Source organism: Pseudomonas sp. UBA6315 (genome assembly GCF_002438125.1).
Classification (GTDB): Bacteria; Pseudomonadota; Gammaproteobacteria; order Pseudomonadales; family Pseudomonadaceae; genus Aquipseudomonas; species Aquipseudomonas faucium.
The window spans coordinates 1-14,715 of the sequence record NZ_DJTF01000067.1 but is presented as its reverse complement, the minus strand read 5'-3'; the positions used below and the strand labels follow the sequence as shown (position 1 = coordinate 14,715).

The window sequence follows — 14,715 nt, the reverse complement described above, 5'->3', positions numbered from 1 at the left end:
CGGTCAACAGGCGGCCATCCTGTGCCAGGATGGTCCCCAGGCCGAGCTCTGCTTCGCTGTCGCTGATCCAGCGTTGCCCCGGTTGATACTGCTGCGCCATACTGCCTGAACTCCCGCGATGAAAAGCCGGCTATGTTAACGGATAGGCCGGGCTGACCATAGACTTGAAAGACCATCAGTCTAGCTGTTTCATCACAGAAAACCGTCTTGCTGACGAGGGCTTCGTACTCACATGCCGCTCAAGCACCGCTGGATGAACGCCTCCATGGCCCTGGGCAGCGTGCTGCTGCTCAGCGCCTGTGATCAGAAAAATTTCGAAACCTTGCCGCCGATTCCCGTCGAGCAGCTCGAAGTGCTGGGCGTGCAGACGCCGATCAAGAGCGTGCATTTTCGCGACCGCGACGGCGAGGGCCTGCTGGTGCTCAGCCGCAGCGACGGCCAGGCGGTGGATGCCGAGTCCGAGCAGGAAGTGGACAAGGTGGTGCTCAAGGCCACCTTGTACGGGCGCGGCGCGGCCAGCGACGCGTTCAAGGCGCGCTGGCAGATCGAGCAGGAAACCACCTGCTCCGGCCTGGACCTGGATGTCGACTTCTATACCGACGTCAGTGATGTCAGCGACCTGAACAAGGATGGCGTCGCCGAAGTGACGGTGGCCAGCCATTCGTTCTGCGGCGGCGGCATCGACCCCCACGACATCGCCATCGAGATGCGCGAAGGCCAGGCCAGCTACACCATCACCGGCCAGTCGCTGATCACCCCGGCTGGCGAAGAGCCGGTGGGCGGCGAGCGTGAAGACAGCGCTTCGCTGAAAAACGCCCCGCAGGTTTTGCGTGACCACATGGACGCCGTCTGGCAGCAGGTCTACAAGCGCCCCTGGAGCGAGGCCAGCCCGCCGGTCGACGACGACCCGGACGACGAAGCCGAATAATCGCTGTCCATACAGGCAGAGTGCGGCCGTGACCGGCCGCACATTCTCGCCTGGCGCTGCTCAAGGTGGTGGCTGGCTGGCCGATACAGTGGGCACAGGAGAACATTCATGCTTCCGCCGATCATTCCGCTCAGTGCCGCCCCCGTGACCTCGCAACAGGACCCGGTCAAGCCGACCCCTGACATCAAGCCGGTGGTCCCCGCGCAGCCCTCGTCCGGCGAAAGCGCCATCGACCTCAAGCACCAGCGCGACCCGCAAGAGCAGGCGCTGCTTTTGCGTGACGAGCAGCGCCGCCAGCAACGGCGCAACAGCAAGGGCGATGAAGAGCGCTACAGCGCGCTGCCAGGTGATGAAGTCAACGCCGACAATACCGTGCCGGTGGCCCCGCTGATGGGCGAGCACCCGCGCCAGGGGCTGCTGGTCGACATCGAAGTCTGAGCCAGGGCTGGCCATGGCCGGCGCCTGGCTTCATCATGCACGTCTCTGTTGACCGTCGAGCCTGCCCATGAGCCAAGACAACCTCATCGACTTCGATGCCGAACGCGCCAAGCGCGTCCACGACCTCAAGGAAAAACGCCTGAACGAAGTGCGCCAGGCGTTCGAGCAAGCCATGCCACTGGGCAAGGCGAAGAAGAAAAAGCCCAAGGGCAAGCCCAAGAAGCGCTGAAACTTGACGCAGGTCAACCCTGCGCCCGCCTCGCCTGCCCGGTCCCGGGCAGCATTGACCTCGATCAATTTCCCCCGCCCCGGCATTCGTTACCTTGCATCCATCGGACAACGGCAAACGAATCAGGAGGCCCATGACATGTTCTTCGACAATGTGGTTATCGCGGGTGTGGTAACGGTCGGGTTGATGTTCGCCTTCTTTGCCGGTCTGGGCATTTTCATCTGGAAGGACTCGAACAAGCGCAAGCCGCGCTGACCTTCCCGATTCACGAGCACGCAAGGCATTTAGGGCGACTTCGGTCGCCTATTTTTTTGCCTGCGATTTGCTGCGCCAACCTCCGCCCTACAAAGATGATTAGCTAGCTAATTAATCGTTTCGGCATTATCCTGCGCTGCGTTGTCTATCGTTTACTTCAACCATCCCCCCGCAAGGTCCGATTCGTGCCAATCACCCTACAGGCCCTGTTCGCACCCACCCGCCTGGCCCTCAAGTTCGCCATCAAGACCTTGCTCGGCGGCGGCCTGGCCTTGTGGTTGGCGATGCGCTGGGGGCTGGAGCAGCCGGCCTGGGCCTTGATGACCGCGTTCATCGTCGCCCAGCCGCTGTCCGGGATGGTGGTGCAGAAGGGCCTGGCTCGGTTGGCCGGGACGTTGGTCGGCACCTTCATGTCGGTGGTGTTCATCGGCCTGTTCGCCCAGACCCCCTGGCTGTTCCTGATTGCCCTGGCGCTGTGGCTGGCGCTGTGCACGGCCGCTTCCACGCAACTGCGCAGCGCCTGGGCCTATGCCTTCGTGCTGGCCGGCTACACCGCCGCCATCATCGCCCTGCCGGCGATCGACCACCCGCTGCAGGTGTTCGACCAGGCCGTGGCGCGCTGTACCGAAATCTGCCTGGGCATTTTCTGCGCCACCGCCACCAGCGCCTTGCTCTGGCCCATGCGCGTCGAGCAGCAGCTTGCCGTGCAGGCGCGCCAGGCCTGGCAGAACGGCCTGCAGGCGGCCAGCGCCATGCTCGGCGGCGAGGATGAGGCACGCAAAGGGTTGCTGGAGATTCTCGGGCGTATCGTTGCCATCGATACCCAGCGCGAACATGCCTGGTTCGAGGGGCCGCGCGGGCGCCAGCGGGCCAGGGCGATTCGCGGGCTGAGCCAGAAACTGATGGTGTTGCTGCGCATTTCGCGCTCGGTGCGCCGGCAATGGCGCCAGCTCGATGAGCAGCAAGCCATTGCCCTTGGCCCCTGGATGGAAGAAGTGCGTGCTGGGCTGGCCAACCCTGACCAACCCAGCCTGCTGCTGTTGCGCCAGCGCATCTGGGATGCCGCCCATGCCGAGCAGATCAGCTCCGCCGAGCACTTCTGCCTGGCCCGCATGGCCTTGCTGCTCGACTACGCCATGGCCGCCACCCAGGCGCTGGACGATGTCGAGGCCGGGCGCACGCCCAAGGCGGACGGCCAGGGCCTGGCCGCGCACCGCGACTGGTCGCTGGCGCTGCTGTTCGGCTCGCGCAGTGCCCTGGCGTTTCTGGTCATGAGCAGCTTCTGGCTGGCCACCGCCTGGCCTTCGGCGCCGGGTGGCCTGGTGTTGACGTGCGTGGTCTGCAGCTTGTTCGCCAGCCGTGAAAACGGCGCGCAGATCGGCCTGAGTTTCTTGCGCGGTATCGTGCTGGCGATCCCGGTGGCGTTTCTGGTCGGGCAGATCATCCTGCCGCAGTGGAGCAGCTTCGCCATGCTCTGCCTGGGCCTGGGCGTGCCGCTGTTCCTGGGGGCGCTGGGCATGGCGCATCCGCGTACCGGCGCTACGGCCACTTCCTATTGCCTGCATTGCATCGTCCTGGTGGCGCCGCTCAATGCCATGCAGTTTGGCGTGGCGAGCATGCTCAACAGCGCCTTGGCCATGCTGGTGGGGGTGAGTGCCGCGGTGCTGGCGTTCCGCTTGCTGGTGTTTCGCCACCCGGCCTGGCTCGGCCGCCGACTGCGGGCCGCAACGCAAAGTGACCTGGTACGCCTGACCCGGCGTGACCTGCGCGGCGCCGATACCTGGTTTGGCGGGCGCATGGCCGACCGCCTGATGCAGCTTGCCCGCCAGGCCAACGAATTGCCCGAGGCCGAGCGCAAGCGCTGGGACGATGGCCTGCATGGCCTGGATATCGGCGATGAGCTGGTGCACCTGCGCATGTGCCTGGCGGTGGCCCAGGCGCCGCTGGGCGCCGCTGAGCGGCAGTATCTGGAGCAATTGCAAGCGGTGCTGGCCCAGGGGCCGGCTGCCGGGCGCGGCGAGCGCCTGGATGCCGCCAGCGAGCAGTTCATCGCCGCGCTGCAGCGCCAGCCGTCCAGTGACCCGTTGCGCCTGGCCGAAGGCGCCGTGCTGCAGCTGCAGAAAAGTTGGCGTAAATGGTGCCGCTGGCAGGAGGAAGCCCATGGGCTTGCGTGAATGGGCCTTGGGCGGCGTGCTGCTCAGCCCTTTTCTAATCTACGTGTTGATGGCCCTGGTGCTCACCGGCGCCTTGCGCCTGGTGGTCCAGGCCACCCCGCTGGCGCGCTGGATCTGGCATGAAGCCTTGTTCGATGCGGCCATGTTCGTGTGTGTGTTGTACCTGGTGGTTCGCCTGCTGGGGCCTTTGTAAGGAGTGATTCGATGCGTGCTGTCGTCCGTACCCTGGTGACCCTCTGCGTGGTCGCCATCGCCGTTCTGGCCGGCTACCAGCTCTGGCAGTACTACATGCTCACCCCGTGGACACGGGATGCCCGGGTGCGCGCCGATGTGGTGGTGATCGCCCCCGATGTGTCCGGCTGGGTGCGCGAGCTCAAGGTGCAGGACAACCAGCAGGTCAAGGCTGGCGAGCTGCTGATGACCATCGACCGCGAGCGCTTCCAGGCGGCCTTCGACCAGGCCAGCGCCGTGGCCGAGACGCGCACCCAGCAGTTGCACCTGCGCGAACGCGAAGCGGCGCGGCGCACGGCGCTGGGCCCGGAGGCCATCAGCGCCGAGCTGCGGGAAAACGCCCAGATCAACGCGGCTATCGCCCGTGGCGAGCTGCATGAAGCCCAAGCCCAGTTGCAGGTGGCGAAAATCAACCTGGCGCGCAGCGAAGTGCGCGCCCCGCGCGACGGGCATATCACCAACCTGCGCCTGGCCCAGGGCAACTATGTGAACACCGGCCAGGCCGTGATGGCCCTGGTGGATGATTCGACCTTCTATATCCAGGCCTATTTCGAAGAGACCAAGCTGCCGCGCATTCGCGTGGGCGACTCGGTGAAGGTCTGGCTGATGGGGGCGGGCGAGGCGATGCAAGGGCATGTGCAGAGCATCAGCCGCGGCATCACCGACCGCAACAGCAACCCCGACAGCCAGCTGTTGCCGGAGGTCGAGCCGACCTTCAACTGGGTGCGCCTGGCGCAGCGCATCCCGGTGCGGATCAAGCTGGACGAGATCCCCCAGGGCGTGAACCTCAGTGCCGGGATGACGGCCAGCGTCCAGGTCCATGAAGACATCGTCGACCCGTAAGGGCCAAGGGGCCGCACGGCGGCCCCCAGGTATTCACAGGAACATGCCCCCGGAAACCTCCAGCCGCTGCCCGGTGATCCAGCCGTTGCCTTCTTCCAGCAACAAGGCGATTGCCGCACCGATGTCGTCCGGCAGGCCGGCGCGGCCCAGGGCCGTGTTCCCGGCGACGTAGTCATTGAGCTGCGGGTTGTCACGCACCGCGCCGCCGCTGAAATCGGTCTCGATCGCCCCCGGGGCGAGAATGTTGACGCGGATGCCTCGGGCGCCGAGCTCTCTGGCCTGGTAGCGGGTCAGCACCTCCATCGCGCCCTTCATGGCGGCGTAGGCCGCGTGGCCCGGCAACGAAAAGCGCGCAAGGCCCGAGGAAATGTTGACGATGCGCCCGCCATCCTCCAGCAGCGCCAGCATGCGCTGGGTGAGGAAGAACGGCCCCTTGAGGTGGATGTTCAGCAACTGGTCGAACTGCGCCTCGCTGGTTTCGCTGAATGGCGCGTTAAGGCCGATGCCCGCGTTGTTCACCAGGAAGTCGAAGCGCTCGCGGCCAAACTGGCTGCGCAGGGTTTCGCCCAGGCGCTCGGCGAAGGCTGCGAAGCTGCTGCTGTCGCCGACATCCAGTTGCAGCATCGCAACCTTGGCCCCGGCCTGTTGCAGGCGCTCGGCCACGGCGTGGGCTTCGTCGGCCTGGCTGTGGTAGGTGCCGATGATGTCGATGCCGCGTGCGGCCAGGTGTTCGGCGGCGTTGCGGCCCAGGCCGCGGCTGGCGCCGGTGATCAGAGCAATCTTGCGGGTCATGGCGGTTTCCTCATTGGGGTGGATGGAAAACAGGTTATTGGTCGCGCGCGGGCTGTTAAATCCAGCAAATATGGAAATACTGTTCGCATGAACCGAACAATCGGAAGCCGGTATGAACAAGTTGGAGTTGTTGCGCACCTTCGTCCGGGTGAGTGAAGTGAGCAGTTTCACCTTGGCGGCCGAAAGCCTGGGCCTGCCGCGTTCGACGGTGTCGGAGCAGGTCAGGGCCCTCGAGCAGATGCTTGGCACCCGCCTGTTCAACCGCACCACGCGGCGCGTGCAGGCAACCCAGGATGGCGCGTTGCTGTACGAGCGCAGCAAGGACCTGTTGTCGGGCATGGACGAGATCGAGAACCTGTTCCGCGCCGACGATGCCGAGCTTGCCGGCTGCCTGCGGGTCGACATGCCGACCATGATGGCGCGGCGCATCATCATCCCGGCCTTGCCGCACTTTCTGGAGCGCTTCCCGCGCCTGGAAGTGGAGATCAGTTGCACCGACCGCCAGGTCGACTTGCTGCGCGAAGGTTTCGACTGTGTGATGCGCATCGGCGCGCTCAGCGACCTGGACGTGGTGGCGCGGCCGATCGGCCAGTTGAGCATGTGCAATTGCGCCAGCCCCGCCTACCTGGCCCGCCATGGCGTGCCGCAGCGCCTCGAGGACCTGGCCGGGCACCGCCTGGTGCACTACGTGCGCAACCTCGGCGGGCGCAGTGCAGGTTTTGAATACCAGCACGCAGGCCAGGTGCACAACCAGGCCATGGCGGGCGGGGTAACGGTGAACAATGCCGAGGCCTATTCGGCGGCCTGCCTGGCGGGGCTGGGGTTGATCCAGGTGCCGGCGGTGGGGGTGGCGGAGCACCTGCTGCGGGGTGAACTGGTGGCGGTGCTGCCAGCCTGGCAGGCCGAGGCCATGCCGGTGTCGTTGCTGTATGCCCGGCAACGGCATGTGCCGCGCCGGGTGCAGGCCTTCATGAACTGGCTGGCGGGATTGCTTGCAACTCAGGTCGACCCAGCGGCAGGTGGAAGCTGAACAAGGTGCCTTGCAGGGCGTCGGACACCACCTCCATGCGCCCGCCATGGGAAAGGGCAATCTGGTTGGCGATGTACAGGCCCAGCCCCAGGCCTTGCTGCGGCTCGTCGGCCAATGGCCGGGTGAAGGGCTGGAACAGCTGGCTCAGGGTTTGCGCGGCAATCGGGCGCCCTCGGTTGTGCACGCTGAGCACGAACTCATCGTCGGCGATGGCGGCCTTGACCGTCACCGGCCCGTGCGGGTCGCCATGCACCAGGGCATTGGCAATGAGGTTGGACAGCAGCTGGGTGACCCGCTCGCGGTCGCAACGCAGGTCGCCGAGCACGCCGATGTCGAGCACGATCTGGCGCAGCGGATGCACCCCTTGCAGCTCCGAGGCCACATGCCTGAGGCCTTCGGCCAGGTCAGGGCAGGGCTGCTGGTTCAGCGGGATGCCGGTGCCGAGCCGGCCACGGGCGAAGTCCAGCACGTCACGCACCAGCTGCGAGGCACGCCGGCCGCAGGTGTGGATGTGCTGGGCGATGACGCGGTTCTTCTCGTCTTCCAGGCGCTGGGCCAGCAGTTCGGCCCCCGCGGTGATGGCGAACAGCGGGTTGCGCAGGTCGTGGCCGAGCACGGCAATGAACTGCTCGCGCAGTTCGGCCATGGCCCGTTCCTGAAGCAGCGCCCGCTCGGTGCGCTGGGCGTTTTCCTCGCTCTCGATCTGGATCGCCAGCAGGCGGGCGAACGACTCCATCATCGGCTGGATGGCGCTGCCCTTGAGCGCCGCCGGGTTAGGGTCGAGCGCACAGATGGTGCCGAAAAAGCTGCCATCGGTGCGGAACACCGGCACTGAAATGTAGCTTTCGAAGCGATACAGCTTGGGGGTGTGGTGGCCGCAGTACTGTTTGTCCTCGCTGGCCTTGTCGATCACGATGGTCTGGTGGGTGCTGCGGATCTCATGGCACAGCGTGGTGGCCACGTCGAGTTCGCCGCCGGCATCCAGGCCGAAATCCAGGGTGTCGAGCACGGCACAGGCGACCCAGTGGTTTTCGGTAACCCGTGCCACGGCGGCAAAACGCATGCCGGTGGTTTCACAGATGACCTGGAGAATGGCGGGCACCGCGTTGATGCGGGCGATGGTAGCGATATCGGCGCTGATATCGGCGCTGATGGCGTCTGTCATGAACGGTCCCGGTATTGGCGACGGAGGGGCAGCATTCATTCTAGCGGGCCTGCCGGCAGATGACGAAAAACCTTGGCGAAACAACGGCCACCTGCGCTAGGCTGGGCGAGCGCGTTGCCCAGCAGAGGCAACCGCTGCCCGCCTGGCGTGCGTCACTTCCGTCTTTATTGCGAGGTTACGTCATGGCCATCACTTCCCTGGACATCTGCAGCGCCGCCGACCAGCTCAAGGGCTTCGTCGGTTTTCATGGCAAGCGCGGGGTCCACATCGTGCGGTTTTCCGAGGACGCGTTCGGCATGGACGTGGCGGATGACAGCATCACCCCGTGCAGCGAATTCGTCTGGCGGCCGCAACAGGGCCAGCGCATGGCCTTGTGCCGCGAGCGGCTGGGGTTGCTGTTGCAGCAGCATGTGGACGACCGCCTGAACATCGCCGAGCCGCTGCGCGTCTACCTGCGTCGCAGTGACTTGCCGGAAATCGTCGCGGACCGCGCGCTGCGTTGAATGCCGGGTTCAACTGCGCCGGCTTGCACTGGCATCGGCAGGCGATGTGGGCAATTGCTCCAGCAACTGCTCGAAGCCTGCCTTGTCCAGCGGCCGGCTCAGGTAATAGCCCTGCACTTCATGGCAGCGGTCACCTTCCAGCGCGCGCAACTGCTGTTCGGTCTCGACCCCTTCGGCGGTTACCGTCAAGCCCATGGCTTCGCCCAGGTTGATGATCGCCTGCACCACCGCCCGGTCGCTGCTGCCGGCGTTGCTCAGCCCGGCAATGAAGCGTTTGTCGATCTTGATGCTGTCGAACGGGTAGGTGCGCAGGTAACCGAGCGATGAATAGCCGGTGCCGAAATCATCCATGTTCAGGCGCACGCCCAGCTCCTTGAGTGCCTGCATGGTCGCCAGCGCGCCTTCGATGTCGTTGAGCATCACGTTTTCGGTGATCTCCAGCTCCAGGCGTTGGGCGGGGAAGCCGGTTTCCACGAGAATGTCGCGCACATCGGCCACCACATCGCTGCGCAGGAACTGTGCCGGCGACAGGTTTACCGAGACCAGCAGCTGCCCGGGCCAGCCCTGGGCATTGCGGCAGGCCTCGCGCAGCACCCAGCGGCCGAGGCTGACGATCAGCTCGCTCTGTTCGGCCAGCGCGATGAAGGTGTCCGGGCCAAGCAGGCCTTCCTGCGGATGCTGCCAGCGCAGCAGGGCTTCGACCGAGACGATGCGCAGGTCGCCCAGGCGGTAGCGCGGTTGGTAATGAAGGACGAACTCGTTGTTGCGCAGGGCCCGGCGCAAGTCGTTTTCCAGTTGCCGGCGGTACTGGATCTGCTGGTTCATCTCGGCGGCAAAGTAGCGCCAGGTATTCTTGCCGTCGGCCTTGGCCTGGTACAGGGCGATATCGGCGCAGCGTATCAGCTCGCCGGCATCAAAACCCTGGGTGCGGGTCTGGGCGATGCCGATGCTGGCGCCCACGTGCAGCGCTTGGTCCTCGAAAGGGATGGGTTGTCGCAGCAGCTCGATCAGCCGCTGGCACAGCCGATCGACCTCGTGGCGGTTGTCCACGCCTGCCAGCACCAGCACGAACTCGTCGCCACCCAGGCGTGCGACCAGGTCGACATCGCGGGTGGTGTCGCGCAGGCGCGCGGCCACCTCCTGCAGCACTGCATCACCGGCGGGATGCCCAAGGGAATCGTTGATCGGCTTGAAGTTGTCGAGGTCGAGCAGTAGCAAGGTCAAGGGTGCCGAGTCGCTACCGCGCAATAACGCCTGCTCCAGGTGCCGGGCGAGCTTGTTGCGGTTGGCAAGGCCCGTCAGCGGGTCGTGCAGCGACAGGTGCTGGATACGTGCGTGGGCTGCCACTTCGTCGGTGATGTCGCTGGCGGTGCCACGAAAGCCTGCCAGCTTGCCGTCGTACACGATCGCCCGTGCCGAGATCCGGCAAAAACGGCTCTGGCCATTGTGGTCACGGTAGGCACAGCGCAGGTTGGCCGGTTGTTCCGAGTCGGCCTCGACCTGGGCGTCCAGCCAGGGTGACAGGGGCGTGGTGTCGCAACTGAGCAGTTGGTTGAGCGGTTGCCCGAGCCAGACCTCCACCGGGTCGCCGGTCACCTTGACGAAACGCTGCGACAGATAAGTCAGCCGCTGCTGCCGGTCGGTTTCCCAGATCCAGTCGGAAGCGGCCTCGGCCACGGCGCGAAAACGCTGCTCGCTGGCTTCCAGTGCATGGTTGCTCTGTTGCAGGCGCTCCAGGCTCAGGTCGATGGCCCGCGAGCTGTGCAGGGCATGGCGGAACAGGTAGAGCATCACCAGGCCCAGTACCAGCAATGCGCCGAGCAATGGCGGCAGCACCGCCCAGAGCAGTTGCCGGCCGGGCAGGGGGCTGGTCCAGGCCAGGTGGTAGCCGCTGTCGCCCAGGGCGATCTGATGTTCGCCGGGGTTGCCGCGGTTCTTTTCGATATGCATGTGCGCAAGGCCTGCGCCGGCACCCAGTTGGCCGAGCTTTTCTTCGGTGAGCTGGTCGACGAACAGCATCACCGGCGCCTGGCTCACTTCGGCATCGGTCACTTCCCGGTCAGGGCGCACGGCGGCGGCGCTGAGCACTGCCGGCCAGCCATTGAACAGCACGAAGTGGGTGACCTGCTCGCGTGCGCTGGCCGCAGCACGGGCCTGGGCAATGATCGCCGGGAGGGGGCTGTCGACAAAACTGCCGGCCGGGGCCTGGGTGGGCTTGCCCTTGAACAGCGCGTAGCTGGTGCGCTGGTCGTCCACCACGAACACGCCTTCGTAGCCGCTGGCGCTGTACAGCGACTCGCCGATGTTCTTCTGCTCGTAGGCCCACTGCCAATCCACCTGGGGCGTCAGGTGTTGGTAGGCGCTGTCCCACACGGCGTAGCTGGAGAGGAACTGGCGTGAGGCCTGCAGGCGTTGCTGCAGCGCCTGGGAGGCGTGGAAGGCACTGCGTGCCTGCTCCTGGTTGTCGAGGGTGGCGGCGATGTTGAACAGGGCACCGAGGGTTACCAGGCAGGCGAGGCCGAAGACCGCACAAAAGCCTGCGATCAGGCGCCGGACCTGAACACGGGGGGTGGGGCTGGTGGGCGTGACGTCGGCGATCCTGGCCATACGCGAGCGACTCCTTCTTGAGCTGCCGCCCCGCGTCGGTCAATCGGCGAGGGGTTCAGTCAGGATAGGCGAGCCTGAGCGGCGTGCCTTCGCCGGTGGCGAAATTGACCTGGTCGCGGCCCTGACGCTTGGCGCTGTAGAGCGCCTGGTCGGCCAGCTCCAGCCAGCGTTCGGGGCATGGCAGGCCTGCCTGGAAGGCCGACAGGCCGATACTCAGGCTGATCTTCAGGTGCGGAAGCTGCGGGTTGCGGTAGCTGGCCACCTGCTGGCGCAGGCGTTCCATGGCCTGGCAGGCCTGGGCTTCGCTGGCGCCCGGGAGGATCACGCAGAACTCATCGCCGCCGTAGCGCCCGGCCAGGTCGCTCTCGCGCAGGTTGCGCTTGAGTTCATCGCTCAACTGGCGCAGCACACAGTCGCCGACCACGTGGCCGAAGGTGTCGTTGATGGTCTTGAAGTGGTCGATGTCGATCAGGGCGATCACGGCGGGCTGCTGTTGCTGCTGGCAGGTCTGGAACTGCAACAGCAGCGCGTCTTTCCAGGCGCCGTGGTTGAGCAGGCCGGTGAGGCTGTCGGTCAGGCTCAGGGCGCTGAGGCGGCGCTTGTGCTCGGCGAGCTTGATCGCCAGGCGGTAGCAGACCCAGCCCAGGGCCAGCGGATAGAGGGTCAGCATCGGCAGGCAGGCGTAGACCTGCAGCGGCGAGGTGGTCAATTGCAGGCCGGTGCCCAGCAGCGCGCTGGCCAGCAGCATGCCCGCAAGTTGCGCCAAGGCGCCGCGCACGACCATCCGTTTGCCCCCGGCGGCTACGTTGTTCATGGTCATCATCGACAGCACGGTGACCGTGGGCAGCGGGTTGAAGTGCATGGCCGCGGTCCAGAAGCCGCCCATCAGCGAGTCCAGCAGCAGGTTGCGCTGCTCTGCCTGGTAAGGCGTCGTGGAGCGTGCCGCCCACTGATAGGCCACATGCGGCCACAGCAGGCCGTTGAACAGCAGTAGCACCCAGGCCCACGGGGGCGGCGACAGCGGCGCGATGGCGGCGGCCACGCTGAACAGGCCGATGCCCAGGCCGACGATGCGCGGCAGGTAGATGCGCCTGACGAAAGAAAGTCCCTTGCCGCTACGGTTGTCCTTCATGGTTTTCGTTCTTCTGTTGAAGCGCCGTTTATCGCATAAGTCGCGTGAATATTGTTGAACAGTGTTTCATCGTCGAAAAATGACCTTACAAGCCAATTCACGGTTAGTGCGACCACTGTGGAGTAACATGAAGGCTTTCCTCTTGCTTGGAGTGCTGCTGCTCATGATGCCCATGGCTAACCCCGCCGGCGAGTCGGCGCCGCAGCGGGACGGACGTTTTCACAACCAGGCCAGCCTGCCCCAGGATGGCGTGCTTAAAAAGCTGCGCATCGGCCTTAAATACCTGTTCCTGCGCAAACCGCCGGAAACCCGGCCGGCGACGGCGATCAGCGTGCAGCCGATGACCCGCCAGCAGGTGCTCGACGCACCCGACCACAGCCTGTGGCGGTTGGGCCATTCAACAGTATTGCTCAAGTTGCGCGGGCGCTTCTTCATCACCGACCCGGTGTTCGCCGAACGCGCCTCGCCGGTGCAGTGGGCGGGGCCGCTGCGCTTCCATGCGCCGCCACTGCCATTGGCGGAGCTGCCTGCGCTAACGGCGGTGATCCTCTCCCACGATCATTTCGATCACCTTGACGAACAGGCCATTCGCCAGTTGGCATCACGCAGCGAGCGCTTTCTGGCACCGCTGGGGGTGGGTGATCTGCTGATCGAATGGGGCGTGCCGGCGAGCAAGGTCACGCAGCTGGACTGGTGGCAGGAAACAGAAGTGGAAGGGGTGCGTTTCATCGCCACGCCGGCCCAGCACTTCTCCGGGCGCGGGTTGTTCGACAGCAACCGGACCCTGTGGGCGTCCTGGGTTGTGATCGATGATCAGTTGCGCGTGTTCTTCAGCGGCGACACCGGCTACTTCGACGGCTTTCGGCAGATCGGCGAGCGCTTCGGGCCGTTCGACCTGACCCTGGTCGAAACCGGTGCCTACAACCTGGCCTGGCCCAATGTGCACATGCAGCCGGAGCAGAGCTTGCAGGCGCACCTGGATCTGCGCGGGCGCTGGATGCTGCCGATTCACAACGGCACCTTCGATTTGTCGTTGCACGGCTGGCAGGAGCCATTCGAGCGCATCGTCGCCCTGGCCGGCGCGGCGCAGGTACGCCTGAGTACGCCGCAGATGGGCGAGCGGGTAAGTCTCGACTCGCCCCATGAAGGGCAGAACTGGTGGCAACCGCGGCCGGCGCGCGAGCGGGGCAGGGGGCCTGAGCGCGCGCTGGCAGGCCAGTGAGGGTCACTTGCGGGTTTTGTCCGGGGCGGGTGATGGGGGTTTTTCATCCTTTAATAGCTGCGAGGGCGGCTTGCCGCTGTCGCTACGTACCTGGGCGTGGCTGATCAAGGCGAAGATGAAGCTGCCACCGATGATGTTGCCGGCCAGGGTCGGCAACGCGAAATGCAGCCAGAAGCTCTGCCAGGTCTGCTCGCCGGCCCACACCAGATAGGACACTTCCACCGAACCGACGACGATGTGGGTGAAGTCGCCGAGCGCCATGAGGTAGGTGATCATCAGGATGATCCAGATCTTGGCCTTCTCCATGGAGGGGATCATCCAGACCATGGTGGCGATCATCCAGCCCGAGACGATGCCCTTGGCGAACATCTGGCTGAGGTCGTTCTTCATCACCTTGCGGCCGACTTCGAGGAAGGCGACGTCGGTCTTGCTGTCGAAGATCGGCAGCTCGAGCATCACCCAGGCGACCAGCAACGTGCCTGCCAGGTTACCCAGCAGCACCACGCCCCACAGCCTTAGCAGGCGGCCAAGGTTGGCGAGGGTGGGGGTGGTCATGACCGGCAGCACGGCTGTCAGGGTGTTTTCGGTAAACAGTTGCTGGCGCGCCAGGATCACGGCGAGAAACCCGGCGCTGTAGCCCAGGCTGGCGATCACCTGTGCGCTTTCGCCATCTGGCAGGCGGGAATACAGGAGCCCCATGGCCATGAAAGAAAGGCCCATGGTCAGGCCCGCTGCCAGCGCCGACCACCACAGCGCTGCCAAGGTGCGCTCCAGTTCCTGGTCGCCCTGGGTGCGGATGATCTCGTGCAGCACCGCTGCCCGCGGGGGCTGGTTATGGCTGACTTCCTGCTCCTCGTCCGCCGACAGGCCGGGGGTCTTGTCGCTTTGCGCATCGCTCATGGCCGTTAAGCTCCACGGGGTATTTCTCTAGAGAGCGATGACGGGTGCATTTAGTTGCCAGAGGGGCAGTAAATGAAGATCGAAAGTTTTTTCAGATCAAGGTGTTGACTCTGATTTCAAAGCGCGTATTATTCGCCTCCTCGCAGCGTTGAACGCAACGAGGCAAGCGGTAAGTTGTTGAGGTGAAAGGCTTTTGAAAGAAAGTCGCTTCAAAAAAACTTCAAAGCAAACGCTTGACAGCAAATGAGGAAAGCGTAGAATGCGCG

16 protein-coding genes are annotated in these 14,715 nt (G+C 65.1%); 10 read left to right on the top strand and 6 right to left on the bottom strand.

Annotated elements, in window-relative coordinates; genetic code table 11:
- The coding region (locus B3E94_RS25525) for a hypothetical protein (RefSeq protein ID WP_414708140.1) at positions 1–100 on the bottom strand (100 nt) is incomplete at its 3' end.
- Positions 101–232: 132 nt separating this feature from the next.
- Between B3E94_RS25525 and B3E94_RS08430 the strand changes: the two genes are divergently transcribed.
- The 7 genes from B3E94_RS08430 (at position 233) to B3E94_RS08400 (ending at position 5,098) form a co-directional block, all read left to right on the top strand.
- Complete coding sequence (locus B3E94_RS08430; RefSeq protein WP_286913069.1) at positions 233–928, top strand: M949_RS01915 family surface polysaccharide biosynthesis protein; 696 nt, start codon at positions 233–235, stop codon at positions 926–928.
- Between the two features lie 108 nt (positions 929–1,036).
- The gene (locus tag B3E94_RS08425) at positions 1,037–1,366 is read left to right on the top strand and encodes an aspartate-semialdehyde dehydrogenase (RefSeq protein ID WP_176511534.1); all 330 of its coding nucleotides are present in this window, start codon (positions 1,037–1,039) and stop codon (positions 1,364–1,366) included.
- Between the two features lie 67 nt (positions 1,367–1,433).
- On the top strand, positions 1,434–1,595 hold the full coding sequence (locus tag B3E94_RS08420; protein WP_008097464.1) for a hypothetical protein: 162 nt from the start codon (positions 1,434–1,436) through the stop codon (positions 1,593–1,595).
- 138 nt (positions 1,596–1,733) lie between these two features.
- On the top strand, positions 1,734–1,850 hold the full coding sequence (gene ccoM, locus B3E94_RS08415) for a cytochrome c oxidase subunit CcoM (RefSeq protein ID WP_008097462.1): 117 nt from the start codon (positions 1,734–1,736) through the stop codon (positions 1,848–1,850).
- Between the two features lie 185 nt (positions 1,851–2,035).
- Entirely contained in the window at positions 2,036–4,024 is a 1,989-nt protein-coding gene (locus B3E94_RS08410; RefSeq protein ID WP_286913068.1) for an FUSC family protein, read from the top strand.
- Entirely contained in the window at positions 4,011–4,217 is a 207-nt protein-coding gene (locus B3E94_RS08405; RefSeq protein WP_176511536.1) for a DUF1656 domain-containing protein, read from the top strand. The genes B3E94_RS08410 and B3E94_RS08405 overlap by 14 nt, the downstream gene beginning before the upstream one ends.
- 11 nt (positions 4,218–4,228) lie before the next feature.
- Positions 4,229–5,098 carry an HlyD family secretion protein gene (locus tag B3E94_RS08400; protein ID WP_236235111.1) on the top strand — a complete coding sequence of 290 codons (870 nt, stop codon included), beginning with the start codon at positions 4,229–4,231 and terminating at the stop codon, positions 5,096–5,098.
- A gap of 33 nt (positions 5,099–5,131) precedes the next feature.
- On the opposite strand, the gene B3E94_RS08395 is transcribed toward B3E94_RS08400, so the two are convergent.
- Positions 5,132–5,890, bottom strand: a complete 759-nt coding sequence (locus tag B3E94_RS08395) for an SDR family NAD(P)-dependent oxidoreductase (protein WP_286913067.1) — start codon at positions 5,888–5,890, stop codon at positions 5,132–5,134.
- Positions 5,891–6,002: 112 nt separating this feature from the next.
- On the opposite strand from B3E94_RS08395, the gene B3E94_RS08390 reads away from it, so the two are divergent.
- Positions 6,003–6,920, top strand: a complete 918-nt coding sequence (locus B3E94_RS08390; RefSeq protein ID WP_286913065.1) for a LysR family transcriptional regulator — start codon at positions 6,003–6,005, stop codon at positions 6,918–6,920.
- Here B3E94_RS08390 and B3E94_RS08385 read toward each other — a convergent pair.
- The gene (locus B3E94_RS08385) at positions 6,859–8,085 is read right to left on the bottom strand and encodes a GAF domain-containing sensor histidine kinase (protein WP_286913064.1); all 1,227 of its coding nucleotides are present in this window, start codon (positions 8,083–8,085) and stop codon (positions 6,859–6,861) included. The genes B3E94_RS08390 and B3E94_RS08385 overlap by 62 nt on opposite strands.
- Positions 8,086–8,267: 182 nt before the next feature.
- Here B3E94_RS08385 and B3E94_RS08380 point away from each other — a divergent pair, with 182 nt between their 5' ends.
- Positions 8,268–8,588, top strand: a complete 321-nt coding sequence (locus B3E94_RS08380; RefSeq protein WP_176511541.1) for a DUF2025 family protein — start codon at positions 8,268–8,270, stop codon at positions 8,586–8,588.
- A gap of 9 nt (positions 8,589–8,597) precedes the next feature.
- Here the strand turns inward: B3E94_RS08380 and B3E94_RS08375 are convergent, their stop codons facing one another.
- The gene (locus B3E94_RS08375) at positions 8,598–11,195 is read right to left on the bottom strand and encodes a bifunctional diguanylate cyclase/phosphodiesterase (RefSeq protein ID WP_286913063.1); all 2,598 of its coding nucleotides are present in this window, start codon (positions 11,193–11,195) and stop codon (positions 8,598–8,600) included.
- 55 nt (positions 11,196–11,250) lie between these two features.
- On the bottom strand, positions 11,251–12,327 hold the full coding sequence (locus tag B3E94_RS08370) for a diguanylate cyclase (RefSeq protein WP_286913061.1): 1,077 nt from the start codon (positions 12,325–12,327) through the stop codon (positions 11,251–11,253).
- 127 nt (positions 12,328–12,454) lie between these two features.
- Between B3E94_RS08370 and B3E94_RS08365 the strand changes: the two genes are divergently transcribed.
- Positions 12,455–13,549, top strand: a complete 1,095-nt coding sequence (locus B3E94_RS08365; RefSeq protein WP_286913059.1) for an MBL fold metallo-hydrolase — start codon at positions 12,455–12,457, stop codon at positions 13,547–13,549.
- A gap of 3 nt (positions 13,550–13,552) precedes the next feature.
- Here the strand turns inward: B3E94_RS08365 and B3E94_RS08360 are convergent, their stop codons facing one another.
- On the bottom strand, positions 13,553–14,449 hold the full coding sequence (locus B3E94_RS08360; RefSeq protein ID WP_286913058.1) for a formate/nitrite transporter family protein: 897 nt from the start codon (positions 14,447–14,449) through the stop codon (positions 13,553–13,555).
- Between the last annotated feature and the right edge of the window lie 266 nt (positions 14,450–14,715).

Coding starts and splice junctions, on each gene's coding strand:
- B3E94_RS08430 (WP_286913069.1), top strand. CDS start 233: ATGCCGCTCAAGCACCGCTGGATGAACGCCTCCATGGCCCTGGGCAGC.
- B3E94_RS08425 (WP_176511534.1), top strand. CDS start 1,037: ATGCTTCCGCCGATCATTCCGCTCAGTGCCGCCCCCGTGACCTCGCAA.
- B3E94_RS08420 (WP_008097464.1), top strand. CDS start 1,434: ATGAGCCAAGACAACCTCATCGACTTCGATGCCGAACGCGCCAAGCGC.
- ccoM (WP_008097462.1), top strand. CDS start 1,734: ATGTTCTTCGACAATGTGGTTATCGCGGGTGTGGTAACGGTCGGGTTG.
- B3E94_RS08405 (WP_176511536.1), top strand. CDS start 4,011: ATGGGCTTGCGTGAATGGGCCTTGGGCGGCGTGCTGCTCAGCCCTTTT.
- B3E94_RS08400 (WP_236235111.1), top strand. CDS start 4,229: ATGCGTGCTGTCGTCCGTACCCTGGTGACCCTCTGCGTGGTCGCCATC.
- B3E94_RS08395 (WP_286913067.1), bottom strand. CDS start 5,890: ATGACCCGCAAGATTGCTCTGATCACCGGCGCCAGCCGCGGCCTGGGC.
- B3E94_RS08390 (WP_286913065.1), top strand. CDS start 6,003: ATGAACAAGTTGGAGTTGTTGCGCACCTTCGTCCGGGTGAGTGAAGTG.
- B3E94_RS08385 (WP_286913064.1), bottom strand. CDS start 8,085: ATGACAGACGCCATCAGCGCCGATATCAGCGCCGATATCGCTACCATC.
- B3E94_RS08380 (WP_176511541.1), top strand. CDS start 8,268: ATGGCCATCACTTCCCTGGACATCTGCAGCGCCGCCGACCAGCTCAAG.
- B3E94_RS08375 (WP_286913063.1), bottom strand. CDS start 11,195: ATGGCCAGGATCGCCGACGTCACGCCCACCAGCCCCACCCCCCGTGTT.
- B3E94_RS08370 (WP_286913061.1), bottom strand. CDS start 12,327: ATGAAGGACAACCGTAGCGGCAAGGGACTTTCTTTCGTCAGGCGCATC.
- B3E94_RS08365 (WP_286913059.1), top strand. CDS start 12,455: ATGAAGGCTTTCCTCTTGCTTGGAGTGCTGCTGCTCATGATGCCCATG.
- B3E94_RS08360 (WP_286913058.1), bottom strand. CDS start 14,449: ATGAGCGATGCGCAAAGCGACAAGACCCCCGGCCTGTCGGCGGACGAG.